The organism is Paenibacillus popilliae ATCC 14706 (genome assembly GCF_000315235.1).
Classification (GTDB): domain Bacteria; phylum Bacillota; class Bacilli; order Paenibacillales; family Paenibacillaceae; genus Paenibacillus_B; species Paenibacillus_B popilliae.
This window is the reverse complement of sequence record NZ_BALG01000349.1, coordinates 1-21,217: the sequence shown is the minus strand read 5'-3', so window position 1 is coordinate 21,217 and position 21,217 is coordinate 1. Positions and strand designations below refer to the sequence as shown.

Here is a 21,217-nt window from a genome sequence, read left to right as displayed (position 1 = left end):
CTTATACCGCATAGCGAGGAGGAATGCTGATGAAGTTCACCGATGACGAGCTTATCCACAAGGCCATGAAGGCCGGATTCCTGCAGCAAGACCCGCAGTGGGTCGACCGGCTCGATGAACCGGTGCCCCTGCGGGTCCTGTTAGAATGGATCATCCGCATGCATGATGATCTGCATCCTCCGCACAAGCCGTTTGACTAATCGCCGCACGGGCCGATCACCACCGCCGCTGCGATCTCTTCCCCTTTGTCCATCGGCATGAGGGAGCGGCCTTGCGCTTTCCGATCCATCAATGGCGCCTGTTCGGTCAGCAGCGTATGGGCATGCCCTGCATCGGTAATGAACGTAATCGGATAGGCAGTCTGGCTGAAGAAAGCTCCGATCAGGCGGGAACCGTTCGGTTTCACGCGCTTGCCTTCCTTGAACTCGAAGGTGGCGATCCCTTTGCCGCCGCGGCCTTGGGTCGGATAGTCGAGCAGGAGCGAACGCTTGCCCCATCCGAGATCCGACATGACCGTTATTTCCCCTTCGTCTCCAATGACTTGAAGCACCGCAGCGACATCATCGTCTTCCTTCAGCTGGATGCCGCGCACGCCGCCGGCGGCCCGTCCCATCAAGCTAACCTCTTCTTCGGCGAAGCGGATGGACATCCCGAGCTTCGTCACAAGCAGCAGATCATGCGAGCCGTCGCTCGGCAGTACGGTCAGCACTTCGTCGGAGTTCAAGACCTTGCAAGCCGCGATCGCCCCGGAACGATTCGTCTCATACTCCTTGAGCAGCGTTCGCTTCACCTGGCCGCGCCGGGTGACGAACAACAAAGAGGAGTGCTCATCGGCGAACGATTTAACAGGAATGACGCTGACGATGCGATCTTCCTTCCCGATCGGAATCACATTCACGATAGCAGTGCCGTTGTCCTTCCATTTGAATTCGGGCAGCAGATGAACCGGCAGCGAGAAATACTGCCCACGCTGTGTGAAAAGCAACAGCCTATCCAGTGTATTGACCTCGAATACATGGCGGATGTAGTCGCCTTCCTTTACGCCGGAGCCTTTCCACTCCCCACCCGAACGGGTGAACGAGAGCAGGCTTGTCCGCTTGATGTAGCCTTCGTTCGACAGTGTCACCATGACATCCTCGGCATTGACGATCACTTCCAGGTTGACCTTGATCTCCTCAACCTCGCCCTGAATGACCGAGCGTCTGTCGATGCCGTATTTATTGCGGATTTCGCTCAGTTCTTTCTTGATAATGGAAAGCAGCTTGCGCTCATTATCCAGAATCGCGCGGTACTCCGTAATTTTTTTCCGAATTTCGTCAAGCTCCTTCGTCAGGGCCGTCAGCTCCAGATTGGTCAGACGGTATAATTGCAACGTCAGGATGGCATCAGCCTGCCGCTCCGTGAAGCCGTACTTGTTCATCAGATTGGTTTGCGCGTCCTGACGGTTTTTGGAGCCCTTGATCGTCGCGATAACGTCATCCAAAATATCGAGCGCTTTGACCAAGCCTTCGAGCACATGGGCCCGGTCCTCCAATTTATTCAGATCGTATCGGGTACGGTTCGTAACGACTTCCTTCTGATGGCTGATGTACTGTTCCAGCATCGGCTTGAGGCCGAGCTGCTGCGGTGCCTTGTTCACAATCGCGACCATATTGAAGTTATAGACGATTTGCAGATCCGTCTTTTTCAGCAAATAATTCAGAATCCCGTTTGCATCCGCATCCTTCTTCAGCTCAACGACGATACGCAAGCCGCTGCGGCCGCTCTCGTCCCGAACCTCCGCAATGCCGTCCACCTTTTTTTCCAGCCGGATATTTTCCATAGACGTGACGAGCCGCGCTTTGACGACTTGATACGGAATTTCGGTAATGACAATCTGCTGTTTGCCGCCGCGGATATCCTCGATCTCCGTCTTCGCCCGAATGTAAATCCGGCCCTTGCCGGTCCGATAGGCATCGCGAATTCCGCCTTCCCCCATAATCATCCCGCCAGTCGGGAAATCAGGCCCTTGCACGATCCGCATCAGATCGTCCAGCTCCATCGCCGGCTGGTCGATCAACGCCGTGCAGGCATCGATGATCTCACGCAAATTATGGGTAGGAATCTCGGTTGCGAAGCCGGAAGAAATCCCGCTGACCCCGTTCACAAGCAGATTCGGAAAGCGTGCTGGCAGAACGGAAGGCTCCTTGTCCGTATTATCGAAGTTCGGACGGAACTGGACAGTATCCTTCTCAATATCTCTCAGCAGTTCCATTGCTATTGGAGACAGGCGCGCTTCCGTATACCGCATCGCAGCTGCCGGGTCATCATCCTGCGAGCCCCAGTTGCCGTGCCCGTCTACGAGCACATGCCCCATTTTCCAAGGCTGGGCCATGCGCACCATGCCGTCATAAATGGACGCATCCCCGTGCGGATGGTAGTTCCCCATGACGTCCCCGACGGTCTTCGCCGACTTGCGGTACGGCTTGTCCGGCGTATTGCCGGATTCATACATCGCATACAGAATGCGGCGCTGGACCGGCTTGAGGCCGTCCCTGACATCGGGAATCGCACGATCCTGGATGATATATTTGGAATACCGGCCGAACCGGTCGCCGACAACATCTTCTAGAAACGCTGGTTTGAATTGTTCCGATACGCTCATCAGTTTCTCACCTTTCTATTGCTCGAACTCCGCAAAATCCACATTCTCCACGATCCAGCGCTTGCGCGGCTCCACCTTGTCGCCCATCAGCGTCGACACTCTGCGCTCCGCCTTGGCCGCATCCTCAATGCGCACCTGCAGCAGCGTGCGGGTCTCTGGGTCCATGGTCGTCTCCCAGAGCTGATCCGGATTCATTTCCCCGAGCCCTTTGTACCGCTGAATCTCGGCGCTCGATCCGAACTGCTTCAAATAATTGCTTAGCTGCTCATCCGACCAAGCGTAGCGTACCGTCGCATGCTTCCCTTTTTTATGCATAATTTTATATAAAGGAGGCTGCGCAATATACACCTTGCCTTGATCGATCAGCGGCTTCATGTAGCGATAGAAGAACGTCAGAAGCAGCACTTGAATGTGCGCGCCGTCGGTATCGGCATCGGTCATGATGATGATCTTGGCGTAATTGCTCTCTTCCGCTTCGAATTCCGTACCGACGCCCGCCCCGATCGCGTGAATGATCGTGCGGTACTCATCATTTTTCAGTATGTCCGCCAGCTTGGCTTTTTCCGGATTCAACGGCTTGCCCTTCAGCGGCAATATCGCCTGGACACGCGAATCCCTTCCCTGCTTCGCTGATCCGCCCGCCGAGTCCCCTTCGACGATAAAGAGCTCATTGCGCGAATAATCTTTCGACTGGGCCGGCGTCAGCTTCCCGTTCAGGTTCGAGCTCTCGCTCCGCTTCTTGCCGCTGCGCACTTCTTCTCTCGCCTTGCGCGCAGCCTCGCGCGCCTTGGAGGCCTGGATCGCCTTCTTGACGAGCATCTGAGCGACTTGCGGGTTTTCCTCCAGGAAAATGCTCATATGCTCGGACACGATCGTATCGACCGCGCTGCGCGCAGACGCGCTGCCCAGTTGATCCTTCGTCTGTCCGACGAACTCGACATCCGACATTTTCACGTTGATGACGGCCATCATGCCTTCACGCAGGTCGTTGCCGTCGAGATTTTTGTCCTTCTCCTTCAGCAGGTTGTTCTTGCGCGCATATTCATTCATCACGCGCGTATAGGCGGTCTTGAAACCCGTCTCGTGCGTACCGCCGCCGCGCGTCGGAATCGAATTGACGAACGAAGCGATCGTCTCCGTATAGCCATCATTATACTGAAGAGCGACCTCCACTTCCGTCTCGTCCTTCTCGGCTACGAAATGAACGACCTCATTCAGAACGCTTTTGCCTTCATTCAAAAATCGGACAAACTCGCTTGCCCCGCCTCCATAGCAGAAGGTATCCTCCTTGTCGGTTCGCTCATCCTTCAGCGTAACTTTCAGGCCTGAATTGAGGAAGGCGATCTCCTGCAGCCGCTCCGCCAGATTGTCATAGCTCAAATGAATATTGCCATGGAACACTTTGGCATCCGGCTTGAAGGTTACCTTCGTGCCGGTCTTGTTCGTATTCCCCAACCTCTCGAGACCAGTCACCGGCTCCCCGACATGCTCCGTCCCGTTCTCCTCCATCCATGATTCGAAGCGCTGTCTATGAATATGCCCGTCGCGGTAAATTTCCACCACAAGCCACTCCGAGAGCGCGTTCGTCACCGAAGCCCCGACCCCGTGCAAGCCTCCTGATTTCTTATATCCCGCGCCGCCGAACTTGCCGCCCGCGTGCAGTACCGTATAGACGACCTGGGGCGTCGGAACGCCTGTCTTATGCATGCCTGTCGGGATGCCGCGCCCGTTGTCACGGACCGTCACCGACTGATCCTTATGAATTGTTACATCGATCTGGGAGCAAAACCTGGCCAAATGCTCGTCCACGGCATTATCCACGATCTCCCATACCAGATGATGCAGCCCCGAGGAACTTGTACTGCCAATGTACATGCCTGGACGCTTGCGAACCGCAACAAGCCCTTCCAGGACCTGTATATCGTCCGCTCCATATTCCCCGTTCCGGTTCCCCGATGCTCCCTCATTGCCCGGCAGCTGATTGAACAAATCGAATTGCTCGACCATTCCAGCTCCTCCTTCAATCCTTCATTCAAATGGTTCTGTTCATAATCAAAAGAAAATCTGTCGCACCCGCAGGAAGGGAGACCACTCCCACCATGTAAATCGTCCGGATGCAAACAGATGCTTTACATTCTTGATAAGTTTGTCCGAAAATCTTTACGAACAAGGAAAACAAGTACTTGTCTATTCTAATTCAATATATCCTGTTTCGTAAAGACTCGGAATGCCACAATCAATCCGGCAGCCCCCCATACCGTTAATACGGCAAGAGAAAACGGCAGCGTCATCCCTTCTACGGGAGCCGGGGTTCCCGCCAAATAATCCGTTAGCTTCAGGTTAATCATGAATAAATATTTCGCTGTCGGCCAGGAAGAGGCCATGTTGTATAGAATCGATCCGGCGATTAAAGTCGCCATCAGTATCACGATGCTGGCTGCCGTGCTGCGGACAAGCACTGAAATCATAAAGCCGAGCGCGGCGACGACAATGCTCGAGAACCAGACAAGTCCAAGCTGCATAAGCATATAGAGCCAGGAAGGCACGGTATGCACCGCCTCGAAATTGACATCCGTGTCGGTCAAGGAAAAGCCGGTGAAGATCGGATAGGTCCAGCCGCTGTAACCGAAGACGAGCCCAGAGATAAGATAGGATAGCAGCGCTGTCAAAAATACGATGATGCCGGTGAACATCATGAGCACAATCCATTTGCTCAGCAGCACCTTCCAGCGCCGGATCGGCCGGGTCAGCAGCATCTTGATCGTGCCCGCCGAACGTTCCGAGGACACGATGTCGCTCGCAATCGCCATGACGAGCAGCGGAATGAATAGCGTGACAGAATTGTCCAAAAAGGTACGGGTAAAGGTAACCCCATTCGGGTCGCTCGGATTGATATCGTGATCAAGATTATATTGAAGCTGCTGCAGTACGATGCGCCGGTACTTCTTCCACTCCTCCGGCACCCGGTCGCTGCCAAGCGAGTTCTGGATGTCCGTAATCCGCTGCTGCAACTCTAGACGCCAGTCTTGCTTAAATTTCTCGCGATTGTTGTCCACGATTTTCATTTGCGCGTAGGTAAAGACCGGAATCATAATGATAAGGATAAGCAGGATGATATAGAAGCGGTTTTTCCTCAACACTTTGATCGTCTCGTTCTGAATCAAGGGCAACAGGCTACTCAATGCGCTCCCCCTCCGTTAATTCCAAAAATAGCTGTTCTAGGGTCGGCAAAATGCGTTGGATTCCTTCCACTTCAATGCCCGCATCCAGCAAGCTTCGGTTCAGAACCGCAATCCGTTCCGGAGCCGTCTCCGTCAACATCGCGTCCTCCGGCATACCCACGAGCGCCGCTGCGTCAATGACGCCCTCTTCCCGGTTATAGAACCGGACCGCACCGCTGCGCTCCAGAATCTCCCGCGCCTTGGCGGCCGGCTGTGCCTGCCAGACAACGAATTGATTCCTCCCCGTCAACAGCCGTTCGACATCATCGACAGCCAACACCTTCCCGCGACTAATAATCGCTACGCGATCGCACATCAGCTGAATCTCGCTCAGCAGATGGCTGGAGACGAATACGGCCATGCCGCTGTCGGCCAGCTCACGAATGAAGGCGCGCAGTTCCTTGATACCGAGCGGGTCCAGCCCGTTCGTCGGCTCATCCAAAATAAGGAGTTTCGGCCGCCCAAGCAGCGCCTGCGCAATGCCAAGACGCTGCCTCATGCCGAGAGAATAGGTTTTGACCCGATCATGAATCCGGTTGGACAGGCCAACGATATCGACGACCTCCTGAATTCGTTCGGGTCCCAACTCCGGCATCATGCGGGCGAAATGTTCTAAATTTTCCCACCCAGTCAAAAAGTTATACATCTCCGGGTTCTCGACAATGGATCCAACATAGCGCAAGGCCCGCTCCGGCTCGCGGTTCACATTGAATCCACACACTTGAATGCGCCCGGATGTCGGCTTAATAAGATCGACCAGCATGCGGATCGTCGTCGTCTTGCCCGACCCGTTCGGGCCGAGAAAGCCGAAGATTTCACCTGCCCGCACATCGAAAGTGACATTGTTAATAATGGACTTGCGGCCGATCCGCTTCACGACCTGCTGCACCGACAGGACGATGGATGAATCCATGCTCATAAGCTTCCTCCTCTTACGGGCTCCTTACCGGATGCTCTGGACGATGCGCTCCGCAATCGCTTGATAGCCTTCCCCGTTCGGGTGAAAATGATCCGAAGACAAATAACTTCGGTTATTGTGCTGGAACAAGTCGAACGTTGGTACGAGCAGCATGTTCTCGTCCTGGTTGATGATGCGAAACGCCTCATCGTTCCACTTTTGCACGACCGTATTCCCAATCTGCCTCATTTCCTTCAGATCCGCAAAGGGATTATAGAGTCCGATATATACGATAAGCGCATCCTTGTTCCAACGGCGGATGCCCTCCAAAATGCGCTGCAAATCGGCCGTCCCTTTCTCGGTCTTCGCCAGCAGCGTGCGCTCATCCATCGCGGATGGGCTCATCTGCTCGCTCTGGGCGCTTTGGAACAGATCGTTGCCGCCAATCGTCAGCAATATGACATTCGCCTTCTTCAGCACGTACCCGGTACTCTCCTGCTCCATGCGTTCGGCTAACTGTTCTGCCCTCAAGCCGTTGATCCCCATATTATTAAGCAGCGTGACCGGCTTATCCGTACCTTCCTGCAACAAGGAGACCGTCCGGCGCACATAACCCTCTCCCGTAGGGTCGCCGGTGCCTCTCGTCAGCGAATCGCCCAGCGACGCAATCAGCAGTTCCTTCGATCGGCTCGTCTCCTCCACAGACGGCAGCTTCATCTCCGGCTTATCCGTGAACGGTACGGACGCCGGACGCAAAATATCCGCTACCCCGAAGCCAAAACCGATGATCAGCAGAACCGTAGCTAAACACCCGAATATAAATAACCAACTCCATAATTGTGAGATCGGTCTGCGTTGCATATCCATCCTCCCTCAGCATTGCCCGGGTACTCCGGTTCTCCGACTAAAGACAGCCGACTTGTTACGTATTCAGCCATGCGAATGACAATACATGCGATATGGTATTAGAATACCTGTTCGCGTTCCGATTTGCAAACGAGCCCCTTCTTCTCTGCAATGAACAAGACCCTTACATATACTTGTATTGGGCGGCGACGAGGCCGTAGTAAGTTCCTTGCTTGGCCATCAGTTCTTGATGGGTGCCCTGCTCCTGAATCACCCCATGATCCAGGACGATGATGTTATCGCAGTGGCGAATCGTCGAGAGCCTATGGGCAATGATGAACGAAGTCCGGCCCTGCAGCAGCGTCATTAGCGCCCCCTGGATTTTCAGTTCGGTCTCGGTGTCGATGCTGGCTGTCGCCTCGTCCAGAATAAGGATGCGCGGATTCGCCAGCAGCGCCCGGGCGAACGAGAGCAATTGTCGCTGTCCCATGGAGAGCAGATTGCCCCGCTCCTGCACCTCGGTGTCATAGCCGTCCTTCAGCTTGATAATGAAGTCATGAGCGAACACCGCTTTGGCGGCCGCTTCAATTTCCGCATCCGTCGCATCAAGCCGCCCAAAGCGGATATTGTCGCGAATCGTGCCCGAGAAGATGAACGTATCCTGCAGCACGATGCCGATCTGGGAGCGAAGACTTTCCAGCGTCACATCCCGAATATCGATGCCGTCCACGAGCACGCGGCCTTTCGTCGGATCATAGAACCGGCTGAGCAGGCTGATGATGGTGCTTTTCCCGGAGCCGGTATGGCCGACGAGAGCAATCGATTCGCCCGTTCTGGCGGACAGCGAGATGTTGCTCAGCGCCGGGCGGCCTTGCTCGTATTCGAACACAATGTTTTCGAAGCTAATGTCGCCGCACACTTCTGGCAACTTCCGTGCCTGCTCCTTCTCCGCGATGGTCGGGCACTCATCCATGAATTCAAAGATGCGCTCCGACGAAGCCATCGCGATCAGCATCTGCGAATACATCTGGCCGAGCCGGTTGATCGGCTCCCAGAAGTTCCCGATATACTGCGCAAAGGCGAACAGAACGCCGACCGTAATCGCCCCGGTCTGCACGAGATGCGAGCCGAGCATGAACAGGATGAACGATCCGACAGCGCTCGTCACCTCGATGATCGGTCCGAACGATTGGTTCATGGCGGACGCCCGATCCCATGATTTCTTGTTAACCTGGTTCATGTGCTCGAAATATTCCATGTTCGCTTGTTCTTGCGTGTACGCCTGCGTAACCCGGATTCCTTGAATCGCTTCGTTCAAGTGGGAGTTGATGCGCGACTGCTTTATGCGAACATCCTGCCAGGCGAAGCGGATCTTTTTACGCAGCTTGGTCGAGATCAGGAACATGATCGGGACCGTAACCATAACGGCGACCGCCAGCTGTACATTGAGGAACAGCAAGATGATGATAATCCCGAGCAACTGCAAGCAGTCAACAAGGGTATTTACGGCGCCGTTCGTGAACAGATCCTGTAGCGAGTTGACGTCGTTGGTAATGCGAACGAGTACGGAACCCGCCGGACGCTTATCATAGAAATGAAAGGAGCCGACCGGTTGTATCGCATGGTCAATCGCATAGCTGATGAGGAACGGAATCGCCAGCTTCGTAACGGTGCCAAGCACCGTCATGATGATGAGCACCGGAAGCAGCTGCTTGCGGTATGGCTTCATATAGACGAGCAAGCGGCGCATCTGGGCCCAGTTGAACGGCTTCTCGATGAGCTCGTCATCCTGATAGACGAACCGTGATCGCGTCTGTGCCGTATCCTGCGAATGCTCCCGCCCCTCCGGGCCGGCGGCAGCCGCTTCGTTCATCGCGCTCATACTCGCACCTTCTCTCTTATGCCTGCCGCAGCGCCCTGCAACTGGTCTGCATATTGAATTTGATAGATATCCTGATAGGTGCCCGGCACCTGAATCAACTCGTCATGCGTGCCGCGTTGAATCATCTCACCCTTGTCGAGGACAATAATCTCATCTGCATGACGCAGAGACGAAATGCGGTGCGCAATGATGAACACCGTACGCCCCTTCATCACCGCTTGGAAGCCGGCTTGAATCTCATGCTCGGTCTCCATGTCTACAGCACTGGTCGCATCGTCCAAAATAAGCACCTTCGGATCCTTCAGCAGCGCGCGCGATCGCGATCCGCTGCTTCTGGCCTCCGGAGAGGCCGAGCCCGCGTTCCCCGACAATCGTATCGTAGCCGAGCGGAAGCTCCATGATGAAGTCATGCGCCTTGGACAGCTTGGCTACCCGAATGACATCTTCCATCGTCGCATCATCGCACCCGTAGGCGATATTATTGTAAATGGAAGATGAGAACAAGAACGTCTCCTGAAATACGGCCGCCATCTGGCTCCGCAGGCTTCGAATGTCCAGCTTGCGGATATCTTGTCCATCCAGTAAAATGCTGCCTTGGTTCACATCATAGGCCCGCATCAGCAACTGGATCATCGTTGTCTTCCCCGAACCGGTTCCACCGAGCAGGCCGATGACCTTTCCGGGCTGTGCATCCATCGTCACATTGCAGATGGCGTCCGCATCGTCATCATAGCGGAATGTCACGTCATTGAACAGGATATGGCCTTTGACCTGGCTGTCATCGAGCACAATCGCATCTTGCTGGCTCTCAACGTCTACCGGCGTATCCAGCAGCTCCAGCACCCGTTCACCGGACGCTTTCGATTGCGTATAGTTGTTAATATGGAAGCCTACGCCCCACATGGGCCCGATAATGTACCAGATCATGCTAAAGAACGATACCAATTCACCAAGCGACATGGAACGGTTGATAACCTTGGTTCCCCCCACTGCAATAAGGAGGACGATGCAGAAGCAGGCGAGCATTTCCATTAACGGAAAATAGCGTCCCCACAAGGTCGATGCATAGATTTGGTTTGCCTTGTACGTCTCGTTCCGATCGGAGAACTTATCGACTTCATGGCTTTCGCGCGCGAACGATTTGACCGTGCGCACGCCGGTAATATTCTCCTGGACCGCTGTCGTCAATTGGCTAAAGGCAATCCGCATTTCCCGGAAAGCCGGATGAATTCTCGCTTCGAAGCGGAAGGCAACGAACACGAGAAACGGAATAGAGACGAGGGTGGTTAGCGTTAACCCCCAATCGATCGAGAACATCATCGCCGAGCCAGAAACCACCATCAGAACCATGTTCAGGATCTGAGCGAACCCGAACCCGATGAAGTTGCGAATCGCTTCCAAATCGGCTGTCAGGCGAGACATCAGGTCGCCCGTTCTTGCCTTGTCATAATAGCGGAATGATAAAAATTGCAGTTTGCGATAGCAGGCGCCTCTCATTTCATAGGCTACATGATTCCCCAGGCGTCCGCCAAAAAATCCGTGAAAAAATTGCAAAGTGCCTTTGATACTGACAACGACAACGACCGTTATTGCCAGCCAAGGCACCGATTCGAACTGCTTTTTTGCTATCACGTCGTCGATGAGAATACGCAGCAGATTGGGATAAACCAATCCGAGCGCCGTCGCAACAATCAAGCAAAACACCGATGCGAAGAGCAGGCCTCGTTTGGGCCAGTAGAACGATCCGAGCTGTTTGAAGACGTTCATCCGACTTCTCCTCTCTAGATGTCTTTCGTGGTAACTGCTCAAATCATCTGCCCCCGGCGACACGGCACACCGAAACGAATCGGTAGGCACACATTTTGAACGCGCATTCATTAGATGTATTGCAGTTTATCATCGGCCCATTCCAACGGCAAAACGGCAATTCGCTCGTAATTCCGGTTATGACTTCCTATTTCGAGAATTCAGGGAACGAATCCGATGTTCTCTTTTAAATCATCTGATTTCCTTCGATCCTAGCCGCTACAAGTGCAATAACGCTTACCCTTCCATACATGGCAAGCGTTATCCTCAAATTGATGCCTTTTTGATATCGAAAGTATTTCAACTCATCTCATTTCAGCGTGCGCCGCACTGCATCGAGCATCATAAAAACCGAGCCTTGGCAGGATCTGCCAGAGACTCGGTTTCTAGTTTACCATATTTTTTGTTCAGGGACGATAATTTCAAACTGCTTGCCGTGCTGCAAAATGGTGATGTCCAAATCCTTCACCTTCATCACGACGACCTCCCGTTTCTGGCGCATGCGATCCACATATTGCGCCGGCACCTCGCCGGCTCCGTATATCGTGACGCCATCCACTTCCTTCTCTTCATCCTCCTGCAGCGGAGTCTGAATGATGGTCTCGTAAATATTGGAAAACTGTTCAAAATCATTCGTATAGACAGAAATGCATCTCATTGCGACCGCTCCTATTCACATTCTTTTATTTTCCAGTCTTTCTTGGTTTGGTCGCTTTCATACGTGCTTTTCCCACGCGGCAGCAATCGATGAGAGGACAAATCTCGCATCGGGGCGACTGCGCTTTGCAATGATAACGTCCAAAAAAGATAAGCCGGTGATGCGTAAGCGTCCATTCATCCCGTGGAACTTTGCGCATCAGCTTCTTCTCCACTTCCAGCACGCTGTTCTGTTCATCGGCCAACTTCAAACGCTTGGCTACCCGTTCCACATGCGTATCGACCGCGATCGCCGGCACGCCGAACGCATTGGAGACGACGACATTCGCTGTCTTGCGGCCAACACCGGGAAGCTCGGTTAATTGGACATGCTCCCGAGGCACCTCGCCGTCATACTTGTCGAGCAGCATGCGGCACAGCTTCTGAATATGGCTTGCCTTGTTGCGATACAGCCCGATGCGCCGGATGTCCGCCTGCAGTTCCTCCAGCGGAACCGCCAAATAATCCTCGGGACGCTTATACTTCCGGAACAAGTCTGCGGTTACCTTATTGACGGTCTCATCCGTGCATTGGGCCGACAACAATACGGCAATCGTCAATTCGAACGGATTGGAATGGATCAACTCGCAATGCGCATCCGGATACATGCTGGCGATCGTGTCCAAAATTCGGCGTACACGTGCACTGGTTGCCAATGGTTTCCCTCATTCCTTAGGTAAAAACCGTCTCATCCCTGAACAGGGATAGGACGGTCAATTCCAACTATATTTTAAGACATTCTTTCGATTTCAACCACCTTTTTTTTCACGATATAGAGCATAATATCACTGCCTTCTTTTATCGTGGATAATGAAATTTTGTCCCCATTGGAATGAACATACACATTTGGCGCCAGGTTGAAGATAAAATTGCTCTCCGCAAGCGAACGCTTCACGTACAGTTCATCCCCGCTTACTTTCCAAAAGCTCTTCTTCATGCCGGTAATGAGATTGACGGTACACAGACCGTCAACGCTCTTGCGGACAAAGACCCGATCGCCGACTTTGAGTGCATTGACACTGCTGGCGGAAGACTCGTCCACTTGAATCACCGGATTTTGGCCGAGCTGGTGCACCGATGCGCTGCCCTCATTGTCGCGAACCATCAGCACCCCGGTAGAAGCATCAATCGATTCGATGCGTCCATAGGTCACTTGCACCTTTCTTGCTTCGACGAAATTGCGGCCGTCCATCACCACATTAAGATATTCGTTCGGCTTGATATCGGCCAGCTTGATGCTTTTGCCGTCCTTATCATAGAATGACGTGCTGCCTACACTGAACTCCTCTACCGTCGATCCAGACGTGCGCAGATGGATGCGGTTCCGCGGCGTATCGACGGATTGCACCTCGAACTGCTCGATCGTGCGCAGCGCCAGGGAGTTGACGGTCGCCTGATCGTCCGTCAAGTAGGCCACGATATAATCGCCGCTATGAAGATCGGCAACCGTCGCGCTCGACTTATCAAATTTTGCCACGTTCAATGTATTGTTTTTGTAAGGCAGCGTAACCGCCGTGCCGTTGTCCAGCTTCAGCGTCACCGTCTTGGCGGCGCTGCTCGCAGAAATAAATGTGCCTTCGAACTTGTTGACGAATTGAACCAGCAGCGCTTGATTGGCGGTAAGCTGAATATTTGCTTTCTTCTTGCCGTCTCGCAGCTCGCTTACGACAGCATCAAGATACACTTTCTCCCCGTTGCGCTCGAAGCGGGTCTCGTTCGTCAATTTCAGGACGTACGGCACTTCGTTCGCGTCCATCACGGTCAACAGATTGTTCCTTCTGTCATAATTGATAACCGTTACCCCGATAAGCGTCTCCAGCTTGCGATCGAGCACTTCGATCTTCGTCACCAGATCATCGCTGTTCAACGTCAGCTCCACCCGATCGCCGAACTCTCCGGCAACCAGATCCTCGAACGTCGGAGCCTTGATGCCTTCCATAATGATTTCCACGTTTGGCGCGATCATGTTCGCTTCCAGCTTGTCGTTCTCCTTGCGGATCGTCAAGCTTGTCTTCGCGGCGCCCTTCTCGTATAGACGGCCCGTCACCGTTCTCTCCGTCAGCCCCGTCAGTTCAATCGACTGCACGATGCTGTTCTTGACCACGTAGGAGATTGTCGAATCCGGCTTCAAATCCTGGATTCCGTTCATCAGTTGATCCTTGTAGCGCACACCCGCGTCCTCAGCGACGGTGAATGTCTCTTCGCTTCCGCTCTCCGGCTTTATCGTAATGGAGCGGTTGGTCGCATCAACGGCGATAATCGTGCCCTTGTCCGACTTGTTGACAGGGCCGGACTTCACTTGAATCTCGATCACGTTGCGATCGGAGGTGAAGGTTGCTCTCTTAATCTCAAGCACGCTATCCGTCGACAGTTGCGATGCCTGGACTGAGTTGCCGCTCGCGTCTTTCAACGACGTCGATGCATCGTAGAAGATTTCCGTCAGATCCTCAGTGCCGTCACGCTTCACGTACAGCTTGTTCTCCGAGCCGACAGCGTATTTCAGCGTCGCTAGAGAGGTTTCCACCTGCGGCGCGCTGTCAAGCTGCTCGACGAAGGCGCCGACTCCACCGTTGCCGATAACGCGGACCTTCGTATAAAGCGCCAGATCGGAAGCTTTGAACGTGCCCTCCACATCGGCCCGGTAGTACATCGTGTTCTCATCAAGGCGGAACGTCGAAGACTGGCCGTCCTCCCCATACAAGCGGATTTCCTTGTCGGTCAGCGCCATCATATAACCAATCGACTCATTCTCGCGCTGGATGTCAGCTATCTCCTCCCCGCGGCTGAAAAAGGTTGCAAGCTGCGCGCGCGTGACCTTGCCCTGCGGATCGAATTTATTGCCGTTCAGGCCGGCTGCCAGCTTCAAATCGACGGCAGTATTGACATAGCCGAGCGCAGTCGGGGAAATTTTGCTATTATCGGCGAAAGAGGTCTGCTTATTCTTCGTCTGCTTGGCATCCTCTTCTTTGCCGACGGCACGCACGAGAATTTTCGTAATCCATTCGCGCGTCGCCTTCTTCTCGCCCCAACTGATCAACGGATCCGGATTCGCCATCTCCTCGTTCTTGTCGAGAAGCCCCTTCTGGAAGGCAAGCACGACATACGGCTTGAAAGTGTTGCCGACCTTGAAGTCGGCCGGAAGAGCGACCGAATCGGAAGAGTTCAATTCTCCCTGCAGTCCCATGAAGCGAATCGCCATCGTGATCGCTTCCTGCTGGGTTACGTCGTCATTCGGGCGGAATTTGCCGTTGTTGCCCTTCAAAATATCCAAAGCGGCGAGCTTATGTATATGCTTCTCAGCCCAGAACCCCAAATTGACGTCGCTGAACACCGGGCTTACCCCCGCGGACGAAGATGGAGTCTGCGACGTCAGTCCGGACTCTGCCGCCAAGACGGCGATTGGCGCGGAAGTCAGCGTCAGCGAGACGGCGAGCAGCGCGCTGCCAAGCGTATGGAGCTTGCGCTTCGGTTGTGTATCATTCGATTGCATTTGTAAACCCCTTCCTCTAGTAGTCCAAAAAATTGCTATAGGAGTTCAATTTCGATAAGAACAGGGGCAATTCCTGCCTCTATTCCCAAAAAAAATTCGTATTATTCTCGATGGAACGGATGCTCAAGCGTGACGTGCCCCATCAGGCTCTCGGCCGCTTGGCCGTCTACAAGCACATCAACCGCATGAATCTCATCGAACTGGAACAGTGTCTTCGTCAACGCTTCGATGGCGAACGACTCGCCTCCTGCGCCGAGACGGGCATCGGCCGGAATCCGGATATCAATGGTCAATGTCCCGTCGCTGAACTTCACCGACTTGAATTCGATTTTTTTCCATAACGGAATGTCTTCCGGATGATCAGACGTCTGCAGCGCCTTCAACGCTTGTTTGTATTTCTCTTCATCATCCGCGAATTGAATCTTGGCGGAGTACGATTTCAATCCCATCAGATCGCTATCAGACACATAAGCCGTAATCGACTGCTCCTGCTTCTCCCGCTCTTGGTTCGCAGGCTCCTCCTGATTCGGTGTCTGCGGATTCGAATCCGATTGATCCGGCTGCACCTCGGTCGGAGGCACCCCCGGCTGACCGGCATTCGTCGTTGGCTTGGCGCCGCACGCAGTTACCACAGAGATCGACAGAACGATGGCAGCCAATCCCCACCACTTCTTATTTTTCATCAGTAATGACCTCCTTTACACCGTTCCTAACCGACACGAAGCAAAAAGTTGCGTTTTTCATCCTCAGAACAAACCCAAATAATCAAGAATCCCCTTGACGATGTTGTCTGCGACGCGCTGTTGGAATTGTTCGTCAAAAAGCTGGGCTTCTTCGGCGGCATTGGTCAAAAACCCGACTTCAAGCAAAATGGCCGGCATTTTCGTCTCTCTCGTGACATGATGATTCGCATTGCGGACACCGCGGTCCCTGAATTGCGTTCCTTCTATTAAATGCTTGTGCATCGTCTCGGCGAACGCCTTGCTCTCCGCGCGCCAGTAGTATGTCTCTGTGCCTGACACAGAAGAATTATTGTCAACGCTGTTCGCATGAATCGACACGAACAGATCCGCATTCAGACTGTTCGCCATCTGCGCCCGTTCACTTAGCTGCAGGAACGTGTCGTCCTCGCGGGACAGCACCGTATTGAAACGGTCGTCCCGGCTCAGCATTTCGCCAACCTTCAGCGCAAGCGACAGATTGAAGTCTTTCTCGTACCGCTTCTTCACACTCACGGCACCTGAATCATGCGCGCCGTGCCCGGCGTCGATAACGACCGTATACTTGCCGTCCGTCTTTATCGGAGGCTTCGGTTCGGAGGTATCTGCTGTACCTGCGATAATCTCGACCGTCGTCAGCCCTGATTCATTATAGGTGATGTTCCCATGATAGGGATTGTCCAAGTCAATGACGAACCGAACCGTATTCGGATTATCGCTGAACATCGCATAGCGGATTCGCTGCACGTCCGGGGAGTCCGTTATGTCCAATTCTCCCTGACTGCCGCCGTCGAAACCGAATTTCTCCCTAAATTCATCGGAAAATACGGCCTGCGGGAAGTCGACAACGACCCGATCCGGGGAGTCCATCGTCATCATGCTCGGAATGACGCTGCGGGAAGCAGCGATATGTAACTTGTTGTCGATGAATGAAAAATCAGAGATTAGGGCATCCCCTTCTTGAGGGGTCACTGCACTGTCAACGTTGCCTTGAGCATTCGCGTCGTTCGAATTCGAGCCGCTTCCATTCGCATCCTCGCCGCCCGGGGTGCCCGGCGTTGGCGTGATCACTTCGGATGAACCCTCAGACGTGAACAGATAGACCGACTTGGTCTCCTTGTCCCACTCTATTGTCAATCCCATATTCTCCCCGATGAATCGCAGCGGCACAAGTGTGGTGCCCTTCTGCAGCATCGGCGCTACGTCCAGCTTGACTTCCTTGTCATTCACCGTTGCCGTCTCCGAATCGACGGTCATAGTCAATCGTTTGCTGTCATTATTTATGGCTACCGTCTTCGTCTTCGGGTCCCAACCGACCTTATACCCCAACTGTTCCGACACGACGCGAACCGGAATCAAAGTGACCGAATGAACTAACGTAATCTTCTCCGGCAATGAAATGGAATTGCCATCCAGGTACAAGGCTCCCGTCGGAGCGGCTTGTCCCAACTGAGGAAACAGCAGTAACAACCACATGAGCACGAGAGAGATGCCCATTTTTTTCCTTTTTTTCATCTTCACCTCTACATCCTTTCATATTGTTCCAGCCTATCTGTCTATGTGTTCAGGCCAGACGATATATTAGACGGAAAACATGAACAAAAGTTGCGAGATTTCAACATGATTAGGGAATATTCTTCCTTTACTTAGTAAAGTAATCGAATGGGAATGCTATCGCAAGAAAAACGATAAAAAGGTTGACGTCATTATAGCAAGTAAAGGAGGTTGGATAATGGCGGGAAATGAGGATCTCATTCAGTTCGAACAGCTGTTCTGGCGAGTGTCCCGCAAGATTCAGTACTTGCGGAAGAAGAAGTTCAACGATCGCTTGTCGGATTCCCAGACTTATATCCTCGTGAAGTTGGCGACCGAAGGACCGCAGAAGGTGTCCGGCCTGGCGGAGTCGATTGGCATTACGCCCGGCGGTGTCACCAGCAATTCCGACAAGCTGATCGCGAGCGGGTATGCAGAGCGCAAGCGCGACGAGGAGGATCGCAGGGTTGTCTCCGGATACGGCGATTTATATTACTGATGCATCTTGGCGTTGCCCGTGCGGCTTAGCCAGGCCAAGCACTGTTCATTGTGCTTGTCAATCCTAACCTTTTCTGTTCCTGAATAACGAAGTACATAGGCCACCTTTCTTCTTTCTTCACACCGCTTCCCCCTGATGTTGGATTTACCAGTTCTATGATAGCTTAATAGGAAGGGTATGGCACGTTTTGTTCATTCTTATTTAGCGAAATCTGTTTATTCTAGTTTAGCAGTTACAGAAGCTTGTGCAGCAAGCTGGATTCCCGCACCTGAAGACCTTTGACGGATACGTGGACACGCACATTACGTTTCCCGGGGAGAGCACGTTGGTGCTTTTGCGGGAGATGGCATGGTTGAAGCGCAAAGAAAATCTGCTACTCATGGGTGCGGTGGGGACGGGCAAGACGCATATGGCGACGGCGCTTGGGATTGAGGCTTGCCGGCAAGGGATGCAGTGCAATTTTACCGTGCCTTCGATCTGGTCGTGGTGCTGCAAGAGAAGTTTGCAGCCGGTACGCTTAGCCGCTTTCAGGAAAAACTAAAAAAGATGGAGTTTCCGCCTCAAGCAGGCAATGGAACGCATTCCGTAGTAATGTTTGGGCTGGCAAGGGAGCCTGGCACTTTCGCAGCAAAACTCAGCATATTTCACTTGCAAAAAACACCTCTATCAAATTATAGTATCACTCCAAACTATTATGCCGGGCAAGCCGTGTTCATCACTTCAGCTTTCGCTTTCGGCCCGCTATTTTGCCGTTCTACGCTTAAAGTTATTCGTTACCGAATAACCTCCAAGAACTAGCTACAGGACTGCTGGTTAGGCTTTTTCCTGATGGGACTCCCACCCACTAGAATGAACGACCTTGCCCGGCCGCACTACACCAAACTCTTGGCATACCCTAAGGTCATAATATTAATATTTCTCGAGTTCTTCTTTCAAATCTTCAAGTAATATATCAATATCCAAAACGGCTGAATCATCCCTGTTCCAAAAAATCGAAGGTTTGTAGCCATCCTTTTTCAACCCTGGTAACCAGTCAGTTATGAACTCATCTAATGTGATACTTTGAGGTTTATAATCTGACCATTCTTCAAATACACAGAATTCTGCAAATTCTTTCTTTGGCCAAAATGTCATCATTAATTTTCCATCATCATCCTCAGTCATTGCCCATCCATCATCAAAAAGTCCCCAAACTTCTTCCCAACTAACAACTTTTTTTATGAAGTACTCATAGCGAATATTTGCAGGTAATTTTATTACGGCGTTAAATTCTTTTTCATTCATCTACAACACCTCAATATCTTATTCGACCATAATTATCATACTTATGTTGAGTCCTATGGTTTTTGATCATTTGTAAATCGCTATACCTATACCCATAACCTTTCCTTGCTTCAAACCCTCTTCTGTGGGCCAATTGATACCCTTGTGGTACTCTAATAGTGGGCCTTTTACCTTGTTTAATTTCATTCATATCACGTTTAATCTCACCATGCAATGCTGATGAAACCTTGTCATCTTTTGCGATCTCTTTAAGTCTTGCCTGCCTTCCCGACCTGCCAGAGCTCTTTGCAACAGACTGGGTAGCAAACGGATGCTCCCCGGATGTGTTCTATCGGCTTGAATCCGGTTTCAGTCTGCACCAAGGTGCCATTCGCGAAATCTGCATACGCAAGAGGAAGGCTTGTAAATGAAAGAGCAAAAATTAATACCAAGGCTATAAATTTTTTCATATTCTCTTCTCCTCGTAATATAGTGTTTTCTGAATGCAATTTTCGTGATAGTACATAAGACTATAAGCGTGAACGCTCAGTCCAAAGTGCAGCAGTATTCGTTCTTTATCGCTTAAAAAAATCTGCTGAAATCATTTCGTTCAATCCTGTACTTTTGGTAAAATCCTTTTGGCAGTATAAGGCATAATTCTGTGGGGACGTGAGTAGTCAATGATGAGGTGATACAAAGATAGTTGAATGGGAGCATTTTTCACGGTGAATGCTGTCTGATCAAGCTTTTCTACCAAGTCTAAGCTGTCTTCAGTCGGTGATTGAAGGGATAGTACTGTATTAGCTCCCCCAAGCGCTGTGGCTTCGCAGCAACGGTATTCATAGTTTCACCTCCCTTCGGCAATGCAATTTTCAATTATCTATATTTTACCATGTGTTTTGCGAAATGAAATCATTTTTTTACTAATTACCTATTTTGTGTGATATCAACATAAAAAAAGATAACATTCAGAAGGTATTTCATCCTTTGTGTAGCAGGCCTGTTGATTAACCAAATTACTCCATATCAAAATAATCGGGATTCTCCTAATAGAATACAATGAATCCGTAACTGCCACTCCACGGGAAGCGAACAGAAAACAAGTAATCGGGCAAACCGGGCAAACGAAAGAACGGCATGCCGAGGCATGCCGGTGTTTGTAACATCATACAGCCATTTGAGAAGAACATAGGTAATCAAGGCTCCAAATAGCTATCCATATACGGCATTTTCAGTCGTACCGAACAACGTAGGAACGTTTACATGTTGCTTGATCCAGCGGAAAAAGACTTGTCGGGTAAAGGACTGGCGCGGTGCTGTAGCCCCGTTTCCAGCCCCTCCCCATAAGAACTGCTCGTGAGGTTTTCCCTCAAGCAGCTCACCCCGTAAATTTCGTCGAAAGGGTTATGAGACCTATCGAATGACGGACACTTTCATCGGAACCTGTATGCGCTTTTCAGGGGATGGACTTTCCAGTCCCAGTATAGCCCCAGAACGCCATATAGGTATTCGTTACTCCATCTCCGCCATCCGATGCTACTTTTTTCGTCTCTGTTCCTTCTGTTCAGTAGCGTTCGAATTTTCATTTCTGTGTAGTCGCGCACTTCGCTGAATGCGTCGCTGGAGTTCCCTACCGTAACCGTGGTGGAATCGATGAGCAGCAATTCTTTTGGAATCGAAAGTTTACGTCGGGTCTCCCGGTTACATTTACAGACCATGA

General features: G+C 52.1%; 17 protein-coding genes and 2 pseudogenes. 3 read left to right on the top strand and 16 right to left on the bottom strand.

What is annotated here, in order from left to right; genetic code table 11:
- Nucleotides 1-29 precede the first annotated feature (29 nt).
- On the top strand, nucleotides 30-200 hold the full coding sequence (locus tag PPOP_RS23550; RefSeq protein ID WP_199898993.1) for a hypothetical protein: 171 nt from the start codon (nucleotides 30-32) through the stop codon (nucleotides 198-200).
- Here the strand turns inward: PPOP_RS23550 and gyrA are convergent.
- The 12 genes and pseudogenes from gyrA to PPOP_RS17030 all read right to left on the bottom strand — a co-directional run bounded on the left by gyrA (nucleotide 197) and on the right by PPOP_RS17030 (nucleotide 17,717).
- Nucleotides 197-2,644, bottom strand: coding sequence for a DNA gyrase subunit A (gene gyrA / locus PPOP_RS17085; protein ID WP_006287905.1), 2,448 nt, complete (start codon nucleotides 2,642-2,644; stop codon nucleotides 197-199). The two genes, PPOP_RS23550 and gyrA, sit on opposite strands and share 4 nt — an antisense overlap.
- A gap of 15 nt (nucleotides 2,645-2,659) precedes the next feature.
- The gene (gene parE, locus PPOP_RS17080; protein WP_006287904.1) at nucleotides 2,660-4,651 is read right to left on the bottom strand and encodes a DNA topoisomerase IV subunit B; all 1,992 of its coding nucleotides are present in this window, start codon (nucleotides 4,649-4,651) and stop codon (nucleotides 2,660-2,662) included.
- Between the two features lie 185 nt (nucleotides 4,652-4,836).
- On the bottom strand, nucleotides 4,837-5,826 hold the full coding sequence (locus tag PPOP_RS17075; RefSeq protein WP_006287903.1) for an ABC transporter permease: 990 nt from the start codon (nucleotides 5,824-5,826) through the stop codon (nucleotides 4,837-4,839).
- Nucleotides 5,819-6,784, bottom strand: a complete 966-nt coding sequence (locus tag PPOP_RS17070; protein WP_006287902.1) for an ABC transporter ATP-binding protein — start codon at nucleotides 6,782-6,784, stop codon at nucleotides 5,819-5,821. Before PPOP_RS17070 ends, PPOP_RS17075 begins: the two co-directional genes overlap by 8 nt.
- A 24-nt stretch (nucleotides 6,785-6,808) precedes the next feature.
- Nucleotides 6,809-7,624, bottom strand: coding sequence for a GDSL-type esterase/lipase family protein (locus tag PPOP_RS17065; protein ID WP_006287901.1), 816 nt, complete (start codon nucleotides 7,622-7,624; stop codon nucleotides 6,809-6,811).
- Between the two features lie 169 nt (nucleotides 7,625-7,793).
- Nucleotides 7,794-9,491, bottom strand: coding sequence for an ABC transporter ATP-binding protein (locus tag PPOP_RS17060; protein ID WP_006287900.1), 1,698 nt, complete (start codon nucleotides 9,489-9,491; stop codon nucleotides 7,794-7,796).
- Nucleotides 9,488-11,258 (bottom strand): annotated as a pseudogene (locus tag PPOP_RS17055) (ABC transporter ATP-binding protein). Before PPOP_RS17055 ends, PPOP_RS17060 begins: the two are co-directional and overlap by 4 nt.
- Before the next feature lie 430 nt (nucleotides 11,259-11,688).
- Nucleotides 11,689-11,955 carry a hypothetical protein gene (locus PPOP_RS17050; protein ID WP_006287897.1) on the bottom strand — a complete coding sequence of 89 codons (267 nt, stop codon included), beginning with the start codon at nucleotides 11,953-11,955 and terminating at the stop codon, nucleotides 11,689-11,691.
- Nucleotides 11,956-11,980: 25 nt separating this feature from the next.
- Nucleotides 11,981-12,649: an endonuclease III gene (gene nth / locus PPOP_RS17045; protein WP_093471101.1), complete on the bottom strand. Its 669-nt coding sequence runs from the start codon at nucleotides 12,647-12,649 to the stop codon at nucleotides 11,981-11,983.
- A 74-nt stretch (nucleotides 12,650-12,723) separates the two neighbouring features.
- Nucleotides 12,724-15,483, bottom strand: coding sequence for an S-layer homology domain-containing protein (locus PPOP_RS17040; protein ID WP_006287895.1), 2,760 nt, complete (start codon nucleotides 15,481-15,483; stop codon nucleotides 12,724-12,726).
- 101 nt (nucleotides 15,484-15,584) lie between these two features.
- Nucleotides 15,585-16,166, bottom strand: a complete 582-nt coding sequence (locus PPOP_RS17035) for a GerMN domain-containing protein (protein WP_006287894.1) — start codon at nucleotides 16,164-16,166, stop codon at nucleotides 15,585-15,587.
- 63 nt (nucleotides 16,167-16,229) lie between these two features.
- Entirely contained in the window at nucleotides 16,230-17,717 is a 1,488-nt protein-coding gene (locus PPOP_RS17030) for an N-acetylmuramoyl-L-alanine amidase family protein (RefSeq protein ID WP_042229679.1), read from the bottom strand.
- 217 nt (nucleotides 17,718-17,934) lie between these two features.
- Between PPOP_RS17030 and PPOP_RS17025 the strand changes: the two genes are divergently transcribed.
- Together PPOP_RS17025 and PPOP_RS17020 are read left to right on the top strand one after the other, a co-directional pair.
- The gene (locus tag PPOP_RS17025) at nucleotides 17,935-18,234 is read left to right on the top strand and encodes a MarR family winged helix-turn-helix transcriptional regulator (RefSeq protein ID WP_006287892.1); all 300 of its coding nucleotides are present in this window, start codon (nucleotides 17,935-17,937) and stop codon (nucleotides 18,232-18,234) included.
- 244 nt (nucleotides 18,235-18,478) lie between these two features.
- Nucleotides 18,479-18,775 (top strand): ATP-binding protein, encoded by a 297-nt coding sequence (locus PPOP_RS17020; RefSeq protein ID WP_052516648.1) that lies wholly within the window; start codon nucleotides 18,479-18,481, stop codon nucleotides 18,773-18,775.
- A 368-nt stretch (nucleotides 18,776-19,143) separates the two neighbouring features.
- Here PPOP_RS17020 and PPOP_RS17015 read toward each other — a convergent pair whose 3' ends face one another.
- The 4 genes and pseudogenes from PPOP_RS17015 to PPOP_RS17005 form a co-directional block, all read right to left on the bottom strand.
- Nucleotides 19,144-19,518 carry a DUF2750 domain-containing protein gene (locus tag PPOP_RS17015; RefSeq protein ID WP_006287891.1) on the bottom strand — a complete coding sequence of 125 codons (375 nt, stop codon included), beginning with the start codon at nucleotides 19,516-19,518 and terminating at the stop codon, nucleotides 19,144-19,146.
- Between the two features lie 10 nt (nucleotides 19,519-19,528).
- Entirely contained in the window at nucleotides 19,529-19,762 is a 234-nt protein-coding gene (locus PPOP_RS26110; protein ID WP_093471100.1) for a polymorphic toxin type 8 domain-containing protein, read from the bottom strand.
- 4 nt (nucleotides 19,763-19,766) lie between these two features.
- On the bottom strand, nucleotides 19,767-19,967 hold the full coding sequence (locus PPOP_RS17010; RefSeq protein WP_042229677.1) for a hypothetical protein: 201 nt from the start codon (nucleotides 19,965-19,967) through the stop codon (nucleotides 19,767-19,769).
- A gap of 963 nt (nucleotides 19,968-20,930) precedes the next feature.
- Nucleotides 20,931-21,131 (bottom strand): annotated as a pseudogene (locus tag PPOP_RS17005) (group II intron reverse transcriptase/maturase); the annotation flags it as partial.
- Nucleotides 21,132-21,217 lie beyond the last annotated feature (86 nt).

What these genes read in the sequence shown, in the direction of transcription:
- PPOP_RS17025 (WP_006287892.1), top strand. Translation starts at nt 17,935, where the DNA reads ATGGCGGGAAATGAGGATCTCATTCAGTTCGAACAGCTGTTCTGGCGA.
- PPOP_RS17030 (WP_042229679.1), bottom strand. Translation starts at nt 17,717, where the DNA reads ATGAAAAAAAGGAAAAAAATGGGCATCTCTCTCGTGCTCATGTGGTTG.
- PPOP_RS17050 (WP_006287897.1), bottom strand. Translation starts at nt 11,955, where the DNA reads ATGAGATGCATTTCTGTCTATACGAATGATTTTGAACAGTTTTCCAAT.
- PPOP_RS17010 (WP_042229677.1), bottom strand. Translation starts at nt 19,967, where the DNA reads ATGAAAAAATTTATAGCCTTGGTATTAATTTTTGCTCTTTCATTTACA.
- PPOP_RS17070 (WP_006287902.1), bottom strand. Translation starts at nt 6,784, where the DNA reads ATGAGCATGGATTCATCCATCGTCCTGTCGGTGCAGCAGGTCGTGAAG.
- PPOP_RS17035 (WP_006287894.1), bottom strand. Translation starts at nt 16,166, where the DNA reads ATGAAAAATAAGAAGTGGTGGGGATTGGCTGCCATCGTTCTGTCGATC.
- PPOP_RS23550 (WP_199898993.1), top strand. Translation starts at nt 30, where the DNA reads ATGAAGTTCACCGATGACGAGCTTATCCACAAGGCCATGAAGGCCGGA.
- PPOP_RS17065 (WP_006287901.1), bottom strand. Translation starts at nt 7,624, where the DNA reads ATGCAACGCAGACCGATCTCACAATTATGGAGTTGGTTATTTATATTC.
- PPOP_RS17015 (WP_006287891.1), bottom strand. Translation starts at nt 19,518, where the DNA reads ATGAATGAAAAAGAATTTAACGCCGTAATAAAATTACCTGCAAATATT.
- PPOP_RS17060 (WP_006287900.1), bottom strand. Translation starts at nt 9,491, where the DNA reads ATGAGCGCGATGAACGAAGCGGCTGCCGCCGGCCCGGAGGGGCGGGAG.
- parE (WP_006287904.1), bottom strand. Translation starts at nt 4,651, where the DNA reads ATGGTCGAGCAATTCGATTTGTTCAATCAGCTGCCGGGCAATGAGGGA.
- gyrA (WP_006287905.1), bottom strand. Translation starts at nt 2,644, where the DNA reads ATGAGCGTATCGGAACAATTCAAACCAGCGTTTCTAGAAGATGTTGTC.
- PPOP_RS17040 (WP_006287895.1), bottom strand. Translation starts at nt 15,483, where the DNA reads ATGCAATCGAATGATACACAACCGAAGCGCAAGCTCCATACGCTTGGC.